This is a genomic window from Muribacter muris, assembly GCF_001038205.1.
Classification (GTDB): domain Bacteria; phylum Pseudomonadota; class Gammaproteobacteria; order Enterobacterales; family Pasteurellaceae; genus Muribacter; species Muribacter muris.
This window is the reverse complement of record NZ_JWIZ01000068.1, coordinates 1-17,395: the sequence shown is the minus strand read 5'-3', so window position 1 is coordinate 17,395 and position 17,395 is coordinate 1. Positions and strand designations below refer to the sequence as shown.

Here is a 17,395-nt window from a genome sequence, read left to right as displayed (position 1 = left end):
TATCATTTGGCGCGTTATGCCAAAATTGTTTCGATTACCGATCCGAGCCAATCCGGTGATATTGCCGACCCATTCCGCCCTAAATATGCGGTTGATGTGCAACTGCTAGATGAAAATAACCAAGACGATAAAAGTGTGCCTGTATTCCCTGCCGTACCCTTGCCGGTTACTAGCACGGCATCACAAGGCGGTGATTTTGCCTTCCCCGAAATTGGCACAATAGTCGAAATCGGCTTCATCAACGGTCGCAGCGACAAGCCTGTCATTCGCAATTTCTATCCTCAAGGCAAAACGCTCCCACAAGTGGGGATCGGTGAAATATTGCGCCAACAACGCCCCGAAGTATTCGAGCGGGTTGATGCCAGCGGCAATATGCACAAAGAAACGGATCAAACGATTAGAGAAAAATCATTTAACCGTGAAATTACCACCGATACCGAAATAAAAACTGTTGGGCAATCGACCAAACATATTGATGCCGATTCAAGCACAACAGTCGGTGGCAACAAACGCACACAGGTGCTAGGCAATATTGATGAAATCACCGCAAGCAATAAAATCACGGGCGTAGGCGGCGACTTACAGGAAAGAGTAAAAGGCGTGATTTCTCTCTTGTCCCAAACAAAAGCGGAAATGCTCGCACCCAAAAGCCACGTTGGCACAGAAGGTCAAAACATCTTCCGCATTTTAGAAACGACAGTACAAATTCTAGCTGACCTTGCAAACGAAGTGGCTAATCACACCCACCGAGGCGGATCACCACCAGACCAGAAATCTGCCTTTCAACGTTACAAATCACAGGCAAGCAGTGAAAAATCAAAATTAACCCCCATTATCGTTTAGCCTAACCGCCTTGTCAGGCGGTTATTTTTTCCATTCTCACGACATTTTTACTATTCTTACTGTAGTTTTACGGCTCTCTAGTTTTATCTTCCCCACCTTGAAATTAAATCTCACGTCAAAATTTTACGTCCGCGTCAGCGGCACGGAAAAAGCACCGCCTCCCCCGCGGAATTTTTGCAAAAAACGGCTGATTTTTCAGTTAAATTTCAGCATAAAATCAAGTTAAAGTATTGTGGAATGGTGATCCGTTAAGATGATCTATTTTGTAAAATTTTCAGCTAATTTCAGCGTTTTTCAGGTTGTTTTGAACCAATCTAATGCCAATAAGAAATAAACTTATTATTTTTCAAATATTTATGAAAATGACGTAGCTTTATGATATGAATTTTTCTTACAAAATAAAAAATGACTGTAAGGAAAGACTAAACAGCCACTTTACAGCCACAAAACATTATAAACAGACAGAAACAAATTTTAAGCAATTGATTTTTAATGAAATTATTTACCAAAATGGAATTTATTAGAATAAGCGGAATATCCTCACCAATATCTTCAATTAAGTCCGCTTGATATTGATTGACGAAATCTAGCCCTAATTGGTAATTCACATAGGGATGTAGCGGTTGCCAATGCGGTCTAAATAATGCGTTTAATACATATTGATCTGCACCGTTTTTAATTTGTTCGGAATGGGTTTGATGATATGCCATCGCCTTTTGAGTAATATTTTCTGCTTTCCAACGTTGATTATTGATGAGTAAGACACCGGCATTAAATTCTGCCGGATTGATCGGATCGACTACTGCACCGACAAAATTATCTTTTAAATCAACCTGATAAAGCATATCTAAGTTGCCGTTTACGATGACATCACAATCTAAATAGAGAGTGATATCGTCCGCTAAGAATTGCGGAATAAAATAGCGAAAAAAGGTTGAATCCGAGGCGATATGCTCGAATGTAGTATAGTGTTTAATTTCTTCACAATTAACTTTGATATCGTAAATATGGCACTCAATTTGGTTTAGATAGCGGTTTAAATAATCAAACCATTCCGTCGGAAAATCCCGATTTAATAAATAAAAGCGTAAATGTGTATTATGATAACAAATTGATTTTATTGTTGTTATCAGTTGTGTTGCAAAGCGGCTATCTGCCGCTAAAATAATACTGTTTGTTTGTTTGTTTGTTTGTTTGTTTGTTTGTTTGTCATACATAATATTTCCTAACGTTATTATTTGTCTTTGAAATTATTTAGCAAATCCGTAAAAATCGCTATTCCGATGCAAATATAGGGACGCTACACTTGCGTCCATTAGTAAATCAAATTATTCCAATGTGTTATCAATGGACGCAAGTGTGGCGTCCCTACAATGTGAGCGAAATTCACGTTTTTGAAATGGTTAAGGTTTAATAAAATACCGGCTTGATCAACGCCCACTGTTTTTCAAAATGTTGGTGTTGGTTAAACTGAAAATGAGAACGCACCAACCGTAAAAATTGCCCTTCGCAAAATGTTACCAAATAGCCGGCTAATGCGCGCTCATCGTTGAATGCCCGCCCTTCGCGTAATTTTCGCATTTGCAGAATGTTCATAAATTGCAGCTCTAAGCCGTCAAAAAATTTTGCGATACGGGATTTCAACATTGCATCTTCAAACATCAAGGCGTGTCCGGTGAGAATACGGGTAACACCGGGGTTTTTCTGGGCAAAGTCTAAAATGGTTTGCAAAATCGCCTTTATTGCCGTTTCCGTATCATTTTGGCGTTTGCTGACATTGATATAGCCATTGAGCGTAAATTCAATCCGCTCAATCAAGGCTTCAAACATTTTGGTTTTGCTTGGAAAATAGCGGTAGAGCGCCCCCTCCGACACGCCGACCGCCTTGGCAAGACGCTCGGTAGTAACCCGTTGCATTCCCGTTTCGGCATTGAGTAGACCGATTAACACCTCTAAAACTTGTTGCTGACGCTCTTTGATCGACTTTTTCGGCATTTTAACCGTTGGGGTTACCGTGGTGATCTCGTTATTGTTTGCCTGAATGTCCAAAACCGCCCTCGCTTCGTTCTGTTTGTTGAAAATCATTGACTAAATTAAATTGTGCCTGCACCACCGGTACAAACACCATTTGCGCAATGCGGTCGCCCACGTTTACGGTGAACGGCTGATCGCCACGATTCCACAGGGATACCATCAGCGGCCCTTGATAATCGGAGTCAATTAGCCCGACTAAATTGCCCAGCACGATGCCGTTTTTATGTCCCAAGCCGGAGCGGGGCAGGATCACTGCCGCTAAATGAGGATCGGCAATGTAGATCGCGATGCCGGTCGGTATCAGCACGGTTTGCCCCGCTTCCACCGTAAGCGGCTGGTCAAGTAACGCCCGCAGATCCAAGCCGGCAGAGCCTTCTGTGGCATAAGTCGGGAGCGGAAATTCCGTACCGATACGGCGGTCTAAAATTTTTAAGTCGATTTGCTTCATTTTTTGTTTTCCTATTGAGGTAAGCTGTGGCGGTAACGTGCTACAATTTCTTCGGCAAGTTGCACGGCAAGAGCGGATTTGTCCGCAAGCGGTAACATTTTCTCGCCATTTTGCCAAAAGAGGTGCAGGGCGTTTTGATCTTGCCCGAACACTTGCCCGCCCGATACATCGTTTGCGCAAATTAAGTCTAATTTTTTGCGGGTTAATTTGGCTTGGGCATAGGCGGCGACATCTTGCGTTTCGGCTGCAAAGCCCACCACAAAGGGGCGATTTTCCGTTAAATGTGCCACACTTGCAATAATATCGGGATTTTTGACGAGTGTGAGGGTGAATTTATCGTTGTCATCGGTTTTTTTGATTTTATGGGTGGCGACCTGTTCGACACGATAATCCGCGACGGCGGCGCAGCCGATAAAAATAGCATTTTTTGTGGCTAAACTGACCGCTTGCTCTGCCATTTCCAAGGCAGATTGAACATCGGTACGTTGCACATTATCCGGCGTGGCAAGATGCACAGGGCCGGCGATGAGATGTACCTTTGCCCCACGTTTCGCGAAAGCGGCGGCGATTGCAAACCCCATTTTACCCGAACTGTGATTACTGATATAGCGTACTGGATCGATCGCTTCACGTGTCGGGCCGGCGGTGATCACGACACTCAGATCCGCCCAATCCGATTGATTTGAAAAATGATCTCGGATCGCCTGTATTATTTCGGCAGGCTCTGCCATTCTGCCCGCACCTATATCGCCGCAGGCTTGAAAGCCGCTGTTCGGCCCAATCAACATTACGCCCTGTTCACGCAGATTTTGCAGATTTTGTTGCACAATCGACCGCTTGTACATCTGCTGGTTCATTGCCGGCGCAACTAAAATCGGTGCAGGGGTGGCAAGGCAGAGGGTAGAAAGAAGATCGTTGCCCATTCCAAGTCGTAAACGGGCAATAAAATCGGCGCTTGCCGGCGCAATGACCACCAAATCAGCCCATTTTGCCAGTTCGATATGTCCCATTGCCAGTTCCGCTTGCGGATCGAGCAGTGAATTTGACACCGCATTGCCCGAAATCGCTTGTAAGGTGAGAGGCGTTACAAAGGCTTCGGCAGCCGGGGTGAGAACCACCCGCACCTCTGCCCCTGCCATTTTGAGCAGGCGGATTAGCTCAATGGTTTTGTAAGCGGCAATCCCGCCGGTAATGCCGACCACAATATGTTTATTTTTTAACATAGAATGCCTCATTGCTTGAGATAGTGCTATTGTACTGAAAATAGGTACTCACTCACAATCCCCTAATTTTGCGATCTGTATCGTAAAACGCACAATATGCCTTTGTGTGAATTGAAACGGCATTTTATGCTGATGCTTTCAATGAGACGGAGTAACGAAATGGCAAACTCGCCTTTAATGCCGAGAGAAAAATTATTAAAAGAGGGGGCTGCCGCCCTCACTGATGCCGAACTACTGGCAATCTTTTTACGCACGGGCATCAAAGATCTGCCGGTAATGGCACTCGCTGAAAACGTGCTACTTACTTTCGGCTCGCTTCGAGGATTATTGACTGCGGATTTGGAGGCTTTTTGTAAGCTGCGAGGGCTGGGGCAAACGCAATATATTCAATTACAAGCCAGCAAAGAGATGACAAAACGCTACCTTTCTCAACAGATGGAGATGACCGAAGCCATCACTTCGCCGGAATTGGCGGTGATGTATTTTCAATCGGAGTTGGAAGACAACGAGCGTGAAGTGTTTATGGTGCTGTTTTTAGATAATCAAAACCGATTGATTAAAAAAGAAAAAATGTTTTACGGTACGATTAACCAAGCCTCCGTTCACCCTCGAGAAGTGGTTAAAGCGGCTTTGCGTTATAATGCGGCGGCGATTATTGTGGCGCATAATCACCCGTCCGGCAATTGTACGCCGAGCGGGGCGGATCGTTTTTTAACGCGTAAGATTGAAATGGCGTGCGATTTGGTCGATATCCGATTTATCGATCATATTATTGTCGGTAAGGGCGATTATTTTTCATTCGAGGAAGATAAGCTGGAACAGGAAATTTAACAAATTTCCCCTTGTAAGCGCTGACTAAAATCAGTATAATCCGCAGTCTTTAAAATAGTCTGTGGGTCGGGTTTTATACCTGACGAGGTAGTCGGAAGGCGTTGCCCTGATAACCCGAACCATTTAGCTTAAGCTTAAGTAATATTGGAGAATTTCAAATGTCTAGAGTCTGTCAAGTAACAGGCAAGCGTCCGGCAGTTGGTAACAACCGCTCACACGCAATGAATGCGACAAAACGTCGTTTCCTTCCAAATCTTCACACTCACCGTTTCTGGGTTGAGAGCGAAAAACGTTTCGTAACCTTACGTTTAACAGCGAAAGGTATGCGTATTATTGATAAAAAAGGCATTGATGCAGTGTTAGCTGAAATCCGTGCTCGTGGTGAAAAAATCTAAGGAGCTAACTAATGGCAGCTAAAGGCGCTCGTGAGAAAATCCGCTTAGTTTCTTCTGCAGAAACAGGTCATTTCTACACAACAACCAAAAATAAACGTAATATGCCGGAAAAAATGGAAATCAAAAAATTTGATCCTGTTGTGCGTAAACACGTTATCTACAAAGAAGCAAAAATCAAATAATTTGCTGAAGCTCATTTCAAACCCGACTGATTACAGTCGGGTTTTTCTTTATCTGCTTAAATCGTATAGAAAAATGGTCAATTTCCGCAAAAAACACTTTCCTTTTTGCTAGAAAAATGTACTATTAGCCGCCCTTAAATATCCACGCTATTTAAGGCGTCGTTTCCAACCTATTTCCTCAGAAAGGATAGGGCAAAAACAAAAAAGCTGAAACGCTTTTTTTAATAAGTAGCGAGTCAAATGCCCCAAGGCGTCTTATCTTTCAGGATAAGAAAGCTTAGGCTTTCCGCAAGGCACCCGACTTATTTTTTTAACCTCTTAAAGAAGGTCTTTTTCAAATGACAAACACTCCTGTAAACCCGATTTCCCAAGCCACAAATGCCTATTATTTAGATCGCCAAAATCAAATGGAATCTAATGTGCGTAGCTATCCGAGAAAATTACCCCTTGCGATTGCCAAAGCACAAGGTTGCTGGGTAACCGATGTTGAAGGCAACGAGTATTTGGATTGTTTAGCTGGTGCGGGCACATTAGCCCTTGGGCATAATCACCCGGCGGTTATCCAAGCGATTCAAGATGTATTGGCGAGCGGTTTACCGTTACACACCTTAGATTTAACCACCCCACTTAAAGATGCATTTACCCAAGAATTGCTCTCTTTCTTTCCAAAAGATCAGTATCGCCTCCAGTTCTGCGGACCGTCAGGTGCGGACGGCACAGAAGCGGCGATTAAACTGGCTAAAACCTATACCGGACGGGGCAATGTGATCGCATTTTCCGGCGGCTATCACGGAATGACGCACGGATCATTATCAATGACAGGCAATCTCAGTGCAAAAAATGCCGTACAAAACCTAATGGCGGGCGTGCAATTTATGCCCTATCCGCACGAGTACCGCTGCCCGTTAGGTATTGGCGGCGAAGCGGGTGTCGATGCTTTAACTTACTATTTTGAGAACTTTATTGAAGATGTGGAAAGCGGTGTGGTTAAGCCAGCGGCAGTGATTTTGGAAGCGATTCAAGGTGAAGGCGGCGTAGTAACCGCACCGGTAAAATGGTTGCAGAAAATCCGTGAAGTAACGCAAAAACACGGTATCGTTTTAATTTTAGACGAAGTCCAAGCCGGTTTTTGCCGTTCCGGTAAAATGTTCGCCTTTGAACACGCCGGTATTGAGCCTGATGTGGTTGTAATGTCCAAAGCCGTGGGCGGTAGCTTACCGTTAGCGGTATTAGCGATCAAAAAAGAGTTTGATGCGTGGCAACCGGCAGGGCATACCGGCACATTCCGTGGCAATCAACTGGCAATGGCAACGGGCTATGCATCATTAAAAATAATGAAAGAACAGAATTTGGCACACAATGCCGAGCAGCGTGGTGCTTTCCTCCAAACCGAGCTTAAACGGCTAAGTGAGCAGTTCGGCTGTATCGGCAATGTGCGAGGCAAAGGGCTGATGATCGGGATTGAAATTGTTGATGAACGCCAAACCAAAGATCGTATCGGCGCATATCCGGCGGATACCGAATTGGCAGCGGCGATCCAAAAAGCCTGTTTTAACCACAAATTATTGCTTGAGCGTGGCGGACGTGGCGGCAATGTGGTGCGGATTCTTTGCCCGTTAATCATCTCTCAAGCCGAGTGCGAAGAGCTGATTAACCGCTTTAGTCAAGCGGTAGCAGAGGCATTGAAAGCGGTGAGAGGATAATAACTTAATTAAATGCTAGCCAATGCAAGTAATTGTTGAATTGATCCTGCAACTTATTGGGGAATATTTGGTGAAGAAATATAAGAAAATGAGTATCTACCTAGCGGTAGGTTCGTTTTTACTCGTTTCTGTGTTTTTATTCTGTACTTCATCAGAGAAAATAGATGCAATCATAATAGCTGCTTTAGTGGCAGGATTTTTGTTTACAATCATTGCGTTAGCATTTTTTTATTTTTTTGAAAGAATCAAAATGTACATATCTCAACGTATGTCGAAGCGTTAATATAATAGATCACAAGTGCGTATTTACGGATTTTGGAATAAATAGAATGACAAATCTCTCCCAACACAAACAAGCGCTTTTTTGTAATGATGCGCAATCCATTGCTGATTATCAAACGGCGATGAATGAAGCCGTGCAAGCGGTCAGTGCTTGGCTAAAAAATGAAAAAATGTACACGGGCGGCAGTATCAAGCAGTTACGCTCGGAAATTGCCTTTAGCCCGTCAAAAGCGGGGCTGGGCGTGCAAAAATCACTGGCACGCTTGGTGGATCTGTTTTTGAACAAAAGTTTGAAAGTGCATCACCCGCACTCGTTGGCACATTTGCATTGTCCGACAATGGTTGCCAGCCAAGTTGCCGAAGTGTTGATTAACGCTACGAATCAGTCTATGGATTCGTGGGATCAAAGTCCGGCGGGATCGCTAATGGAAGTGCAGTTGATCGATTGGTTACGCCAAAAGGTTGGCTATGGCATAGGGCAAGCCGGCGTGTTTACCTCCGGAGGTACGCAATCAAACCTAATGGGCGTGTTGCTTGCCCGTGATGCGTGCATTGCGAAGCATTGGCAGCAGGCGGACGGCTCGGAATGGTCGGTACAGCAGGCAGGATTGCCGCCCGAAGCGTTGGCAAAGGTGAAAGTGCTTTGCTCGGAAAACGCCCATTTTTCGGTGCAGAAAAATATGGCGATGATGGGAATGGGCTTTCAGTCCGTCATCACCGTGCCGTGCCGCTCAAATGCTCAAATGGACGTTGCGGCGCTTGCAAAGATTATCCAAGAACAGACCGCTTGCGGCAACATTATCGCTTGTGTGGTGGCAACTGCCGGCACAACGGATGCAGGGGCGATCGATCCTTTGGCGGAAATTAGTGAGATTTGCCAACAGGCAGGGATTTGGTTGCACGTTGATGCCGCGTGGGGCGGGGCGTTACTGCTTTCTAACCGCTACCGTCATTTCCTCAATGGCTTAGAGCGTGCCGATTCCGTTACCCTCGATTTCCATAAGCATTTTTTCCAAACTATTTCGTGCGGGGCATTTTTGTTGAAGGACGAGCATAACTACCGTTTTATTGATTATAAAGCGGACTATCTCAATTCCGACTATGACGAGCAGCACGGTGTACCGAATTTGGTGGCGAAATCATTGCAGACCACCCGCCGTTTTGATGCACTGAAACTGTGGTTTACGGTAGAAGCCTTAGGTGAAGATCTATACGGTTCGATGATTGACCACGGGGTCGATTTAACCCGCCAAGTTGCGGATTACATTCAGCAAACGGCAGGCTTGGAATTGCTGGTTGAACCGCAATTTGCCTCTGTGCTATTCCGCGTTGTGCCACAGGGCTATCCGAGCGAACATTTGGACGCTCTCAATCAAAATGTGGCGGACGAATTGTTTGCCCGCGGCGAAGCGAATATCGGTGTAACCAAAGTCGGTAATGTGCAGTCCCTCAAAATGACTACGTTAAGCCCGATTGCAACGCTTGATAATGTAAAAGCCTTGCTTGCTCAAGTGCAAAGCCAAGCGGACAAGATCAAAGAGGCGATTGTGAAAGGCGAATATATTCCGCCGATTGACTAGACAAGCGGTCGGTTAGGTTATCTTTTTTGCTTGATCAGATCTTGTAAACGGACGCCGGCGTGGCGTCCCTACTATGAGCAATCATTTGCGTTATGCTATTGCGACATAATGTCGGATTTGCAGGGCTTATGCTTCAATGCCTTCAAACAGCAAGGTACTGAGATAGCGTTCCGATGCAGACGGCAAAATAGCAACAATGGTTTTATCGGCAAATTCCGGTAGTTTGGCGATCCGATCCGCCGCTGCAACCGCCGCACCCGATGAAATCCCGACTAAAATTCCTTCTTCTGCCATAATACGGCGGGCAGTCGCAATAGCAGTTTCACTATCCACTTGCTCAACACGGTCGATCAGGCTGAGATCGAGATTTTTGGGAATAAAACCTGCGCCGATCCCTTGGATTTTGTGCGGGCCGGGTTGAATATCTTCGCCGTTTAATGTTTGCGTAATCACCGGCGATTCTTTTGGTTCAACCGCCACACTGATTACCGCTTTGCCTTGCGTTTTTTTGAGGTAACGGCTGACACCGGTAATCGTGCCGCCTGTGCCGACTCCTGCCACGAAAACATCAATATTCCCTTCGGTCGCTTGCCAAATTTCAGGACCGGTAGTTTGCTCGTGGATCGCCGGATTGGCAGGGTTTTCAAACTGCTTCAGCATTACATAACGGTTTGGATCGCTCGCGACAATTTCCTCCGCTTTGGCAATAGCGCCTTTCATTCCTTTTGCCCCTTCAGTCAGCACTAAATTTGCACCTAGACCACGCAGCAGCCGTTTACGCTCGGTACTCATTGTTTCAGGCATTGTTAAGGTGAGTTTGTAGCCACGCGCGGCGGCAACATAAGCTAACGCAATCCCTGTATTACCGCTGGTTGCATCCACAATTTCCTTATCTTTGGTTAAAATACCGTCTTTCTCCGCCTGCCACACCATATTGGCACCGATACGGCATTTCACGCTAAAACTCGGATTGCGTCCTTCCACTTTTACTAACAGATTACCGTTTTGCCCAAAATGTTTTAAGCGAACAAGCGGAGTATTGCCGATTGTTTCTGAATTGTCTGCGTAGATTGTCATTTTGTCTTCCTTTCTATTTAATCAATGAATGAGTTAAGCATACCGTTTTTTAAGTAGAAGTTAATGAAAAGAATTGCATTTAATATAATTAAATAGAATATGAAAGTGGTCAATTAAGAGGGTTTTGGCAATATGAATTGGGATAAGCACGAAGTTTCATTATTATGTCGTAGCGGTATCAGCCTATATCTCCCATATTTTGTGAAAGAGCTGTATCAGTCAATATAGCCGTTTTTATCTATTTACGACATAATAGTGCTGTTTTGTAAAAGAACGGTGGAATCAGACCGCTTGCAAGGCGGTTTAAATTCCGTCATAGTGCGTTTTTAAAGGGTAGAGAATAAATGAAACAGATTCAACTTGGCACACGTAAAATGATACAGTGGTTATTTATCGGGCTGATTTTAATACTTGCTGCGATCAACTGGTTTATCAATGAGCGGCACGAGCGTAAAGCACCAACGAAAACCGAACAAAGGGTATTAGCGGATATTCCCCAAAATTTAGGGCAGTATGATACCGTAATGGCACAGGATAAGTTAGGGCAAAACCGCACGGCAAAAGTAGATTACTATATGTTGGCGTTGTCTTGGTCGCCGGGTTTTTGCGAGATACAAAAACATAAAAATGAGGGTGATACGCCACGTCATTTGCAATATCAATGCGGCAAAGAGAGCCAATTCGGCTGGGTGATTCACGGTTTGTGGCCGCAGAGTCGGCAAGCACGTGAACCTGCGGATCATCCTCGTTTTTGTCAAGGTGATTTGCCCCCGTTACCAGCGGCTTTAATTAAGCAATATCTGCCGGAATCGCCGGGAGCGGCATTATTGCAAGGGCAGTGGGAAAAGCACGGTGCTTGTGCTTTTGACAGTGCCGAGCAATATTTTGCAAAGCAGAAAGCCTTGTTTGATCGCCTCGTGTTGCCGAATGAGGCAATGTCGAGAAAGGCACTGTTCCAGTGGCTGAAATCGCATAACCCTGAACTGAAAACGGCTTATTTAGGTGCAAGCAAAAATGAACTCTATATTTGCTACGATCGACATTGGAATGTAATGGATTGCCCTCTCTAATGTTCCGCCAGTTAAAAATGCAAGTACAACGTCAGTTACAACGAGATCTCGCCAAAGCGAACAGCTATTTCGATAAAACCTTTACACCGCCAAGTGTTAGTTATGCAGTGAGAGGGTTAAAAGCAGGCGTTGCATATCTACAACGCAATGAAATTCGGTTTAACCCGATTTTATTGCAAGAAAATGGAACGGCATTTATTCAACAGGTTGTACCGCACGAGTTAGCGCATATTTTGGTTTATCAACAATTCGGACGGGTTCAACCCCACGGCAAAGAATGGAAAATGATGATGGAAAAGGTCTTAAACGTACCGGCAGAGATTTATCATTGTTTCGATACCCGCAATGTCAGCCAGCAATTTGAATATATTTGCCATTGTCAGCGCCACCAACTTTCCTTACGCCGCCATAATGCCGTGTTACGCCAACAACGGCAGTATTTTTGCCGGCACTGCCATCAAGTATTGCGTTTTGTGGCGGAATAGATACTTCGCATTTCAGGTAGAAATAACTAGAAAAGTTAGATATGAAAAAAGCCTTGCAATGCAAGGCTTCTAAAGGTTTTCAGCGTTAAGTTAAAGTACTCGATAAATTACATGCTCAAACGCACCGATGCAGGCTATAAAACCGAAGACAGTGAGTTCATCGCCGGCGTACAATCTCGCCGAGCCACAGTCAGACTCTTGATCTTTCCACACAGCAATTAGCCACAATGCAAGGGGCAAGTGGCGGTGTGATTGGCTATCGGCTACCGGTAAATCAAGGGACGCTTCAGCTTAGCATTACCAGTGAGGTTGTTCAAAATCAATCGGTCTTCGCCCCAAACGTATTGGTCTTAGACAGCCAATTTAAACCGGCACTGCACTACCCGTCATCACAATTTCGGTTTGAGCAGGAACAAGGGTTACACCCTGCTCGCTTTATCGGCGAGCTCAATCTCACCCCAACAGCAGATCAAACCGCCGTCTATTTACTGATCTACACAACCGACCAAGATAGGCAAGGCAAAACACGGGTAACTCACCCTGCTAAACTGCTGGCAAAAGCGAAAGGCAATCAACCGCCTGCAATTGCCGATATTGATATTCAGCACAGCACGCAAGGCAAAATTACTTTAACCCTAAAAGACGGACAAGCCACGAACCAATTTATCGGCTTATTCGGCGATCGCCCTGCATCTCAGCCGACAACGGAAAAAACGGCAACGCAAATTGCGTCTAAACCGGTTGAACAAAGTACCGAAGATTATTTCAATCACGCCGTTTTAGCAGCTCTAAAAAATCGTGATATCAATAAAGCGATGAATTTAGTCAATGAAGCGGAGAAACTCGGCTTAACCCAGCCCCGCCAAATTTTTATTCGCCATTTATCCAAATAGGCAAACAGCAAGCGGTTACTTTCAACCACTTTTCTGTAAAAAATAAGGCACGCAAATGCGTGCCTTGTTATTGTTAAAATGCTCTTATTTCAAACCCAATTTTTTCTCTAGATAGTGAATATTGGTGCCGCCTTTGCGGAAATTTTTATCCTCTAGGATCTGCTGGTGCAACGGGATATTGGTTTTGATCCCGTCAATGATCGTTTCCGACAACGCATTTTCCATTCGGCGAATGGCTATATCACGGCTTTCCGCGTAGGTGATCAATTTCCCGATCATTGAATCGTAGTGCGGCGGCACGGAATAGCCGGCGTAAATGTGGGAATCCCAACGTACGCCCAAACCGCCCGGCACGTGCAAACGGGTAATTTTACCCGGCGACGGTAAAAAGGTGTTCGGATCTTCGGCGTTAATCCGGCACTCCATTGCATGACCGCGCACCTTAATATCTTCCTGCTTAATTGAAATCGGCAAACCGGCGGCAACCTGTAGCTGCTCTTTCACCAAGTCCACTCCGGTGATCATTTCCGTTACCGGATGCTCTACTTGCAAGCGGGTGTTCATTTCGATGAAGTAAAATTCACCGTTTTCGTATAAGAACTCAAACGTCCCTGCGCCACGGTAGCCGATTTCCAAGCAAGCTTTCGCACAACGCTCACCGATAAAATGGCGTAACTCTTCGCTAATCCCTGGTGCGGGTGCTTCTTCCACCACTTTTTGATGGCGGCGTTGCATCGAGCAATCCCGCTCCGCCAAATAGACTGCATTGCCGTGGGTATCTGCCAGCACTTGAATTTCGATATGGCGTGGATTTTCAAGGTATTTCTCCATATACACCATATCATTATTGAACGCCGCCTTCGCTTCGGATTTCGTCATTGCGATCGCTTCTTCCAAATCTTTTTCGTGGTGAACCACCCGCATACCACGCCCGCCGCCGCCGCCGGAGGCTTTGATAATTACCGGATAGCCGATGCGCTTGGCAATCTCTTTATTTTTTGCCGCATCATTGCCCACCGGCCCGTCCGACCCCGGTACACAAGGCACACCGGCTTTTTTCATTGCGTTAATCGCCGACACTTTATCGCCCATTAAACGAATAACCTCAGCCGTCGGCCCAATAAAAATAAAACCGGAGGTTTCCACTTGCTCGGCAAAATTGGCATTTTCCGATAAAAAACCGTAACCGGGGTGAATCGCATCCGCACCGGTAACTTCTGCCGCAGCAATAATGCGGGGAATATTCAAATAACTTTGTGTCGAAGGCGCAGGGCCGATGCAGATCGTTTCGTCCGCCAGTAAGACGTGTTTTAATTCACGATCGGCGGTTGAATGTACCGCCACGGTTTTGATCCCCAGCTCTTTACAGGCTCGCAAAATCCGCAACGCAATCTCGCCACGGTTTGCAATCACCACTTTTTCTAACATTTGCGTGTCCTTTTAAGGTAACAAGCGGTGAGTTTTTGCAGATTTTTTACCGGCACGCACCGCTTGTCAGAAGATTATTCAATAATAAAGAGTTTTTGATCAAACTCGACCGCTTCACCGTCATTCACCAAAATCGCTTTGATTGTGCCGGCTTTATCAGACTCGATACGGTTCATCATTTTCATTGCTTCTACAATACATAACGCATCGCCAATGCTCACTGTTTGCCCCACTTCTACGAACGGCTTCGCTTCAGGGCTTGGGCTACGGTAGAACGTCCCCACCATCGGCGAAAGCACCGCGTGACCGGACACATCCACTGCTGCGGGTTCGACTGCTGCCGCCACCGCCGGCGTCGCTGCCGCAACAGCTGCCGGTGCAACCGGTGCTTGCGGCGCAACCGCATATTGTACCGCCGCAGGTGCTGCCGCCGGCGCAGCACGGCTAATACGCACTGTGCCTTCTTCTTCAGATACTTCTAATTCGGTGATACCTGATTCTTCAACTAATTCGATAAGTTTTTTAATTTTGCGAATATCCATTGTGAGATCCGTTTGTCAGTTTAAAAATAAATCATACCCGACCCGTTTAGCCGAGAAAAACCTGCGTAGGTTACCTGAATTTGCGCCATTTTGCGATGAAAATCTTGCAAAATTGGCGAAAAGCCGTCAATTTCACAACTGATCGTAGCAGTAGCCTGCTATTTGTTGATGGAATCCAAAAAATTGATCAGATTGCGTTTTTGCTCATTCGAGAGCTTCGCCCAATGATAGTCCAAGCGCTGTTTAAGCGCATCATTGCGGATCGGCACATAATGCTCTTGAACGGAAAAAGTCAGGTTTTCCGCTTTGCTGTCGGCAAAAAACCAGCTAATCGGCGTGTTTAAAATCACCGCAATATTGACTAAGTGAGCGACATTAATTTTAGTTGCACCCCGCTCATAGCGGGAGAATTGCTGCTGCGAAATCCCAATCTGCTCCGCTAAATTTTCAGCGGTTAGCCCAACTTCTTTACGTCGCTGCTGTATTCTTTTACCAATTGCCAAATCCACTTCCGCTGCAATAAATCTGCTCATTTTCATTTTCCAACTGCTGTACTCATTGAGCGATTATTTTTAGGATTTATACGCTTGCATTGATTGTTACGAAGTAGTATATTTTCTTAAATACTCAATCATTGAGTATTTTTGCTATTTTACTTACCTTAGTGCTAGGAGACTAAAAAATGAAACCGTTCAAACTCACCACCAGCTTATTAGCAACACTGATTTTAACCGTCTGTGGTGGCGGAGGTTCCCATCTAGAGTATCACATATCAAAAGTCGTCAATTTTACAGCTGATCGTTAGCAGTCTATAGAAAATAATTGGTTTAATTGCATTTATGATAAAACTGTAATATTATTAAAAAATGTTCAATCTATGGTCTTATTTGTTTAGGATCAATCAATTTTTTAATTCTCACAATTACTTGGCGAGACTTAAATTTTTATTTAACTTTCATCTAATAGAGGAAACATTTAATGAATAAAATTTTCAAAGTCGTATTTAATCATTCAACCCAAACTTGGAGAGCTGTCCCAGAATTAGCAAGAGGGAATTGTAAATCCAGTCGTCAATCTTCACTCAAACCATCTAAACTAACTATTGTTGGTATATTAACCCCAATATTTGCAAGTTATACCTTTGCTGCTTCTATCGGTTTACATGCTCTAAATTATCAAACTCCAGGTAATTTAGGAATGGGCGGTGAACACCATACTACTGAGATTCCAAACTTACATCAAGGTAAAGAAGCTAAAGCACATGAGGATGGTGGTGTTGCGATTGGTGCCAAAAGTAAAGCAGGGCTCGGAGGAGTTGCTCTCGGAGGTGCCGCACAAACAGAAAATAGTGGTGTTGCGATTGGTACTACAGCCAAAGCAGCCGGAAATAATTCTCTCGCAATTATGCGTCAATCATCCGCAAACGGTAAATACGCAATTGCAATAGGAACAGCAGCATCTGCAGAGAAAAAATCCGGAATTGCTATTGGTCAACACAGCTATGCAAACGCTGAAAATGCAATTGTGATTGGCTCATCTATAAAAGATGCAAATGTCTATGACGGAAATCAAAATGCCCAAGCATCTGCAAATGATGCTATCGGAATAGGTACAAAAGTGAGAGTGTCTGGTGAGAAAGGGATTGCAATTGGTCGTGAAGCAAACGCAAGTGTACTGGGTGGCGTAGCGTTAGGTGCTAATTCTGTGGCGGATCGTGCCAAATCCTCTGAAGGGTATCTTAATGACGTTGAATCCGTTAAAAATACAACTAAGGGTACACTAGGCTCAATCTCTGTTGGTTCAGCGGAAGCAACTCGCCAAATAACTAATGTGGCTGCAGGTAAAGAAGATACAGACGCAGCAAATATTGCTCAGTTAAAAGCTGTTGCTGATATGGTAAAAGGCACTATCGTCAGGTCAGGTACTGGTGGCGTAACTGTAAATGAGACGGAAGAAAACGGCAAACAAGTATTTACTGTAAATATTACACCGGCTGAGACAGTTGGTATAGAAAAAGGTGATGGCATTGATATTACCAATAAAAAAGTAGGTGATAAAACTATATATAAAATTTCAGCGATACCAACTGAAACTACTAAGGTTACTAATGGAAAGAATATCACCGTTACCTCAAATAAATCCGGAGATAAAACAACTTATAATGTAGCATTAAATGACGATATTACTGTCAGCAATCTCACAGCAACTAACAACGTTAATGCTAAAAACATCACCGCTGCTGAAAAAGTTAAAGCAAAAGATGTAGAAGCAACCAACGTTAAAGCGACTGATGTCAATACCACTAACGTTACTGCCACTAACAATGTTAATGCTAAAAACATCACTGCTGCTGAAAAAGTTAAAGCAAAAGATGTAGAA

17 protein-coding genes and 1 pseudogene are annotated in these 17,395 nt (G+C 44.6%); 10 read left to right on the top strand and 8 right to left on the bottom strand.

Annotated elements, in window-relative coordinates; all coding sequences use genetic code 11:
- Positions 1-843, top strand: a pseudogene (locus RO21_RS13150) (hypothetical protein); the annotation flags it as partial.
- 422 nt (positions 844-1,265) lie between these two features.
- Here the strand turns inward: RO21_RS13150 and RO21_RS09830 are convergent.
- From RO21_RS09830 to coaBC, 4 genes are all read right to left on the bottom strand, one after another.
- Positions 1,266-2,060, bottom strand: a complete 795-nt coding sequence (locus RO21_RS09830; RefSeq protein WP_053067763.1) for a glycosyltransferase family 8 protein — start codon at positions 2,058-2,060, stop codon at positions 1,266-1,268.
- 193 nt (positions 2,061-2,253) lie between these two features.
- Entirely contained in the window at positions 2,254-2,838 is a 585-nt protein-coding gene (gene slmA / locus RO21_RS09825) for a nucleoid occlusion factor SlmA (protein WP_047977613.1), read from the bottom strand.
- A gap of 31 nt (positions 2,839-2,869) precedes the next feature.
- A complete protein-coding gene (gene dut / locus RO21_RS09820; protein ID WP_047977611.1) occupies positions 2,870-3,325 on the bottom strand; it encodes a dUTP diphosphatase in 456 nt (151 codons plus the stop codon).
- 11 nt (positions 3,326-3,336) lie between these two features.
- Complete coding sequence (gene coaBC, locus RO21_RS09815; protein WP_047977610.1) at positions 3,337-4,548, bottom strand: bifunctional phosphopantothenoylcysteine decarboxylase/phosphopantothenate--cysteine ligase CoaBC; 1,212 nt, start codon at positions 4,546-4,548, stop codon at positions 3,337-3,339.
- A 159-nt stretch (positions 4,549-4,707) separates the two neighbouring features.
- Between coaBC and radC the strand changes: the two genes are divergently transcribed.
- The 5 genes from radC (at position 4,708) to RO21_RS09785 (ending at position 9,521) form a co-directional block, all read left to right on the top strand.
- Positions 4,708-5,379: a RadC family protein gene (gene radC, locus RO21_RS09810; RefSeq protein ID WP_047977609.1), complete on the top strand. Its 672-nt coding sequence runs from the start codon at positions 4,708-4,710 to the stop codon at positions 5,377-5,379.
- A 158-nt stretch (positions 5,380-5,537) separates the two neighbouring features.
- Positions 5,538-5,774 carry a 50S ribosomal protein L28 gene (gene rpmB / locus RO21_RS09805; protein ID WP_047977608.1) on the top strand — a complete coding sequence of 79 codons (237 nt, stop codon included), beginning with the start codon at positions 5,538-5,540 and terminating at the stop codon, positions 5,772-5,774.
- An 11-nt stretch (positions 5,775-5,785) separates the two neighbouring features.
- Positions 5,786-5,956 (top strand): 50S ribosomal protein L33, encoded by a 171-nt coding sequence (gene rpmG / locus RO21_RS09800; protein ID WP_047977607.1) that lies wholly within the window; start codon positions 5,786-5,788, stop codon positions 5,954-5,956.
- Positions 5,957-6,294: 338 nt separating this feature from the next.
- Positions 6,295-7,659 (top strand): diaminobutyrate--2-oxoglutarate transaminase, encoded by a 1,365-nt coding sequence (locus RO21_RS09795; protein ID WP_047977606.1) that lies wholly within the window; start codon positions 6,295-6,297, stop codon positions 7,657-7,659.
- A 329-nt stretch (positions 7,660-7,988) separates the two neighbouring features.
- The gene (locus tag RO21_RS09785; protein WP_047977604.1) at positions 7,989-9,521 is read left to right on the top strand and encodes a pyridoxal phosphate-dependent decarboxylase family protein; all 1,533 of its coding nucleotides are present in this window, start codon (positions 7,989-7,991) and stop codon (positions 9,519-9,521) included.
- A 126-nt stretch (positions 9,522-9,647) separates the two neighbouring features.
- Here RO21_RS09785 and cysK read toward each other — a convergent pair whose 3' ends face one another.
- Positions 9,648-10,598, bottom strand: coding sequence for a cysteine synthase A (cysK, locus tag RO21_RS09780; RefSeq protein ID WP_047977603.1), 951 nt, complete (start codon positions 10,596-10,598; stop codon positions 9,648-9,650).
- Positions 10,599-10,942: 344 nt separating this feature from the next.
- Between cysK and RO21_RS09775 the strand changes: the two genes are divergently transcribed.
- From RO21_RS09775 to RO21_RS09765, 3 genes are all read left to right on the top strand, one after another.
- On the top strand, positions 10,943-11,668 hold the full coding sequence (locus RO21_RS09775) for a ribonuclease T2 family protein (protein WP_084724288.1): 726 nt from the start codon (positions 10,943-10,945) through the stop codon (positions 11,666-11,668).
- Positions 11,668-12,153, top strand: a complete 486-nt coding sequence (locus tag RO21_RS09770) for a SprT family zinc-dependent metalloprotease (RefSeq protein ID WP_047977602.1) — start codon at positions 11,668-11,670, stop codon at positions 12,151-12,153. The genes RO21_RS09775 and RO21_RS09770 overlap by 1 nt, the downstream gene beginning before the upstream one ends.
- Before the next feature lie 227 nt (positions 12,154-12,380).
- Positions 12,381-13,046, top strand: coding sequence for a MalM family protein (locus RO21_RS09765; protein ID WP_053067762.1), 666 nt, complete (start codon positions 12,381-12,383; stop codon positions 13,044-13,046).
- Positions 13,047-13,130: 84 nt separating this feature from the next.
- Here RO21_RS09765 and accC read toward each other — a convergent pair whose 3' ends face one another.
- The 3 genes from accC to RO21_RS09750 all read right to left on the bottom strand — a co-directional run bounded on the left by accC (position 13,131) and on the right by RO21_RS09750 (position 15,549).
- Positions 13,131-14,474, bottom strand: a complete 1,344-nt coding sequence (gene accC / locus RO21_RS09760; protein ID WP_047977601.1) for an acetyl-CoA carboxylase biotin carboxylase subunit — start codon at positions 14,472-14,474, stop codon at positions 13,131-13,133.
- Positions 14,475-14,548: 74 nt separating this feature from the next.
- Positions 14,549-15,016 (bottom strand): acetyl-CoA carboxylase biotin carboxyl carrier protein, encoded by a 468-nt coding sequence (gene accB, locus RO21_RS09755; RefSeq protein ID WP_047977600.1) that lies wholly within the window; start codon positions 15,014-15,016, stop codon positions 14,549-14,551.
- A gap of 158 nt (positions 15,017-15,174) precedes the next feature.
- Positions 15,175-15,549 carry a helix-turn-helix domain-containing protein gene (locus tag RO21_RS09750; RefSeq protein WP_047977599.1) on the bottom strand — a complete coding sequence of 125 codons (375 nt, stop codon included), beginning with the start codon at positions 15,547-15,549 and terminating at the stop codon, positions 15,175-15,177.
- A 445-nt stretch (positions 15,550-15,994) separates the two neighbouring features.
- Between RO21_RS09750 and RO21_RS09745 the strand changes: the two genes are divergently transcribed.
- A partial coding sequence (locus tag RO21_RS09745; protein ID WP_047977598.1) for an ESPR-type extended signal peptide-containing protein occupies positions 15,995-17,395 on the top strand: 1,401 nt, incomplete at its 3' end.

Coding starts and splice junctions, on each gene's coding strand:
- RO21_RS09750 (WP_047977599.1), bottom strand. CDS start 15,549: ATGAGCAGATTTATTGCAGCGGAAGTGGATTTGGCAATTGGTAAAAGA.
- rpmG (WP_047977607.1), top strand. CDS start 5,786: ATGGCAGCTAAAGGCGCTCGTGAGAAAATCCGCTTAGTTTCTTCTGCA.
- rpmB (WP_047977608.1), top strand. CDS start 5,538: ATGTCTAGAGTCTGTCAAGTAACAGGCAAGCGTCCGGCAGTTGGTAAC.
- cysK (WP_047977603.1), bottom strand. CDS start 10,598: ATGACAATCTACGCAGACAATTCAGAAACAATCGGCAATACTCCGCTT.
- accB (WP_047977600.1), bottom strand. CDS start 15,016: ATGGATATTCGCAAAATTAAAAAACTTATCGAATTAGTTGAAGAATCA.
- slmA (WP_047977613.1), bottom strand. CDS start 2,838: ATGCCGAAAAAGTCGATCAAAGAGCGTCAGCAACAAGTTTTAGAGGTG.
- dut (WP_047977611.1), bottom strand. CDS start 3,325: ATGAAGCAAATCGACTTAAAAATTTTAGACCGCCGTATCGGTACGGAA.
- coaBC (WP_047977610.1), bottom strand. CDS start 4,548: ATGTTAAAAAATAAACATATTGTGGTCGGCATTACCGGCGGGATTGCC.
- RO21_RS09795 (WP_047977606.1), top strand. CDS start 6,295: ATGACAAACACTCCTGTAAACCCGATTTCCCAAGCCACAAATGCCTAT.
- RO21_RS09765 (WP_053067762.1), top strand. CDS start 12,381: ATGCAAGGGGCAAGTGGCGGTGTGATTGGCTATCGGCTACCGGTAAAT.
- RO21_RS09770 (WP_047977602.1), top strand. CDS start 11,668: ATGTTCCGCCAGTTAAAAATGCAAGTACAACGTCAGTTACAACGAGAT.
- RO21_RS09830 (WP_053067763.1), bottom strand. CDS start 2,060: ATGTATGACAAACAAACAAACAAACAAACAAACAAACAAACAAACAGT.
- RO21_RS09785 (WP_047977604.1), top strand. CDS start 7,989: ATGACAAATCTCTCCCAACACAAACAAGCGCTTTTTTGTAATGATGCG.
- radC (WP_047977609.1), top strand. CDS start 4,708: ATGGCAAACTCGCCTTTAATGCCGAGAGAAAAATTATTAAAAGAGGGG.
- RO21_RS09775 (WP_084724288.1), top strand. CDS start 10,943: ATGAAACAGATTCAACTTGGCACACGTAAAATGATACAGTGGTTATTT.
- accC (WP_047977601.1), bottom strand. CDS start 14,474: ATGTTAGAAAAAGTGGTGATTGCAAACCGTGGCGAGATTGCGTTGCGG.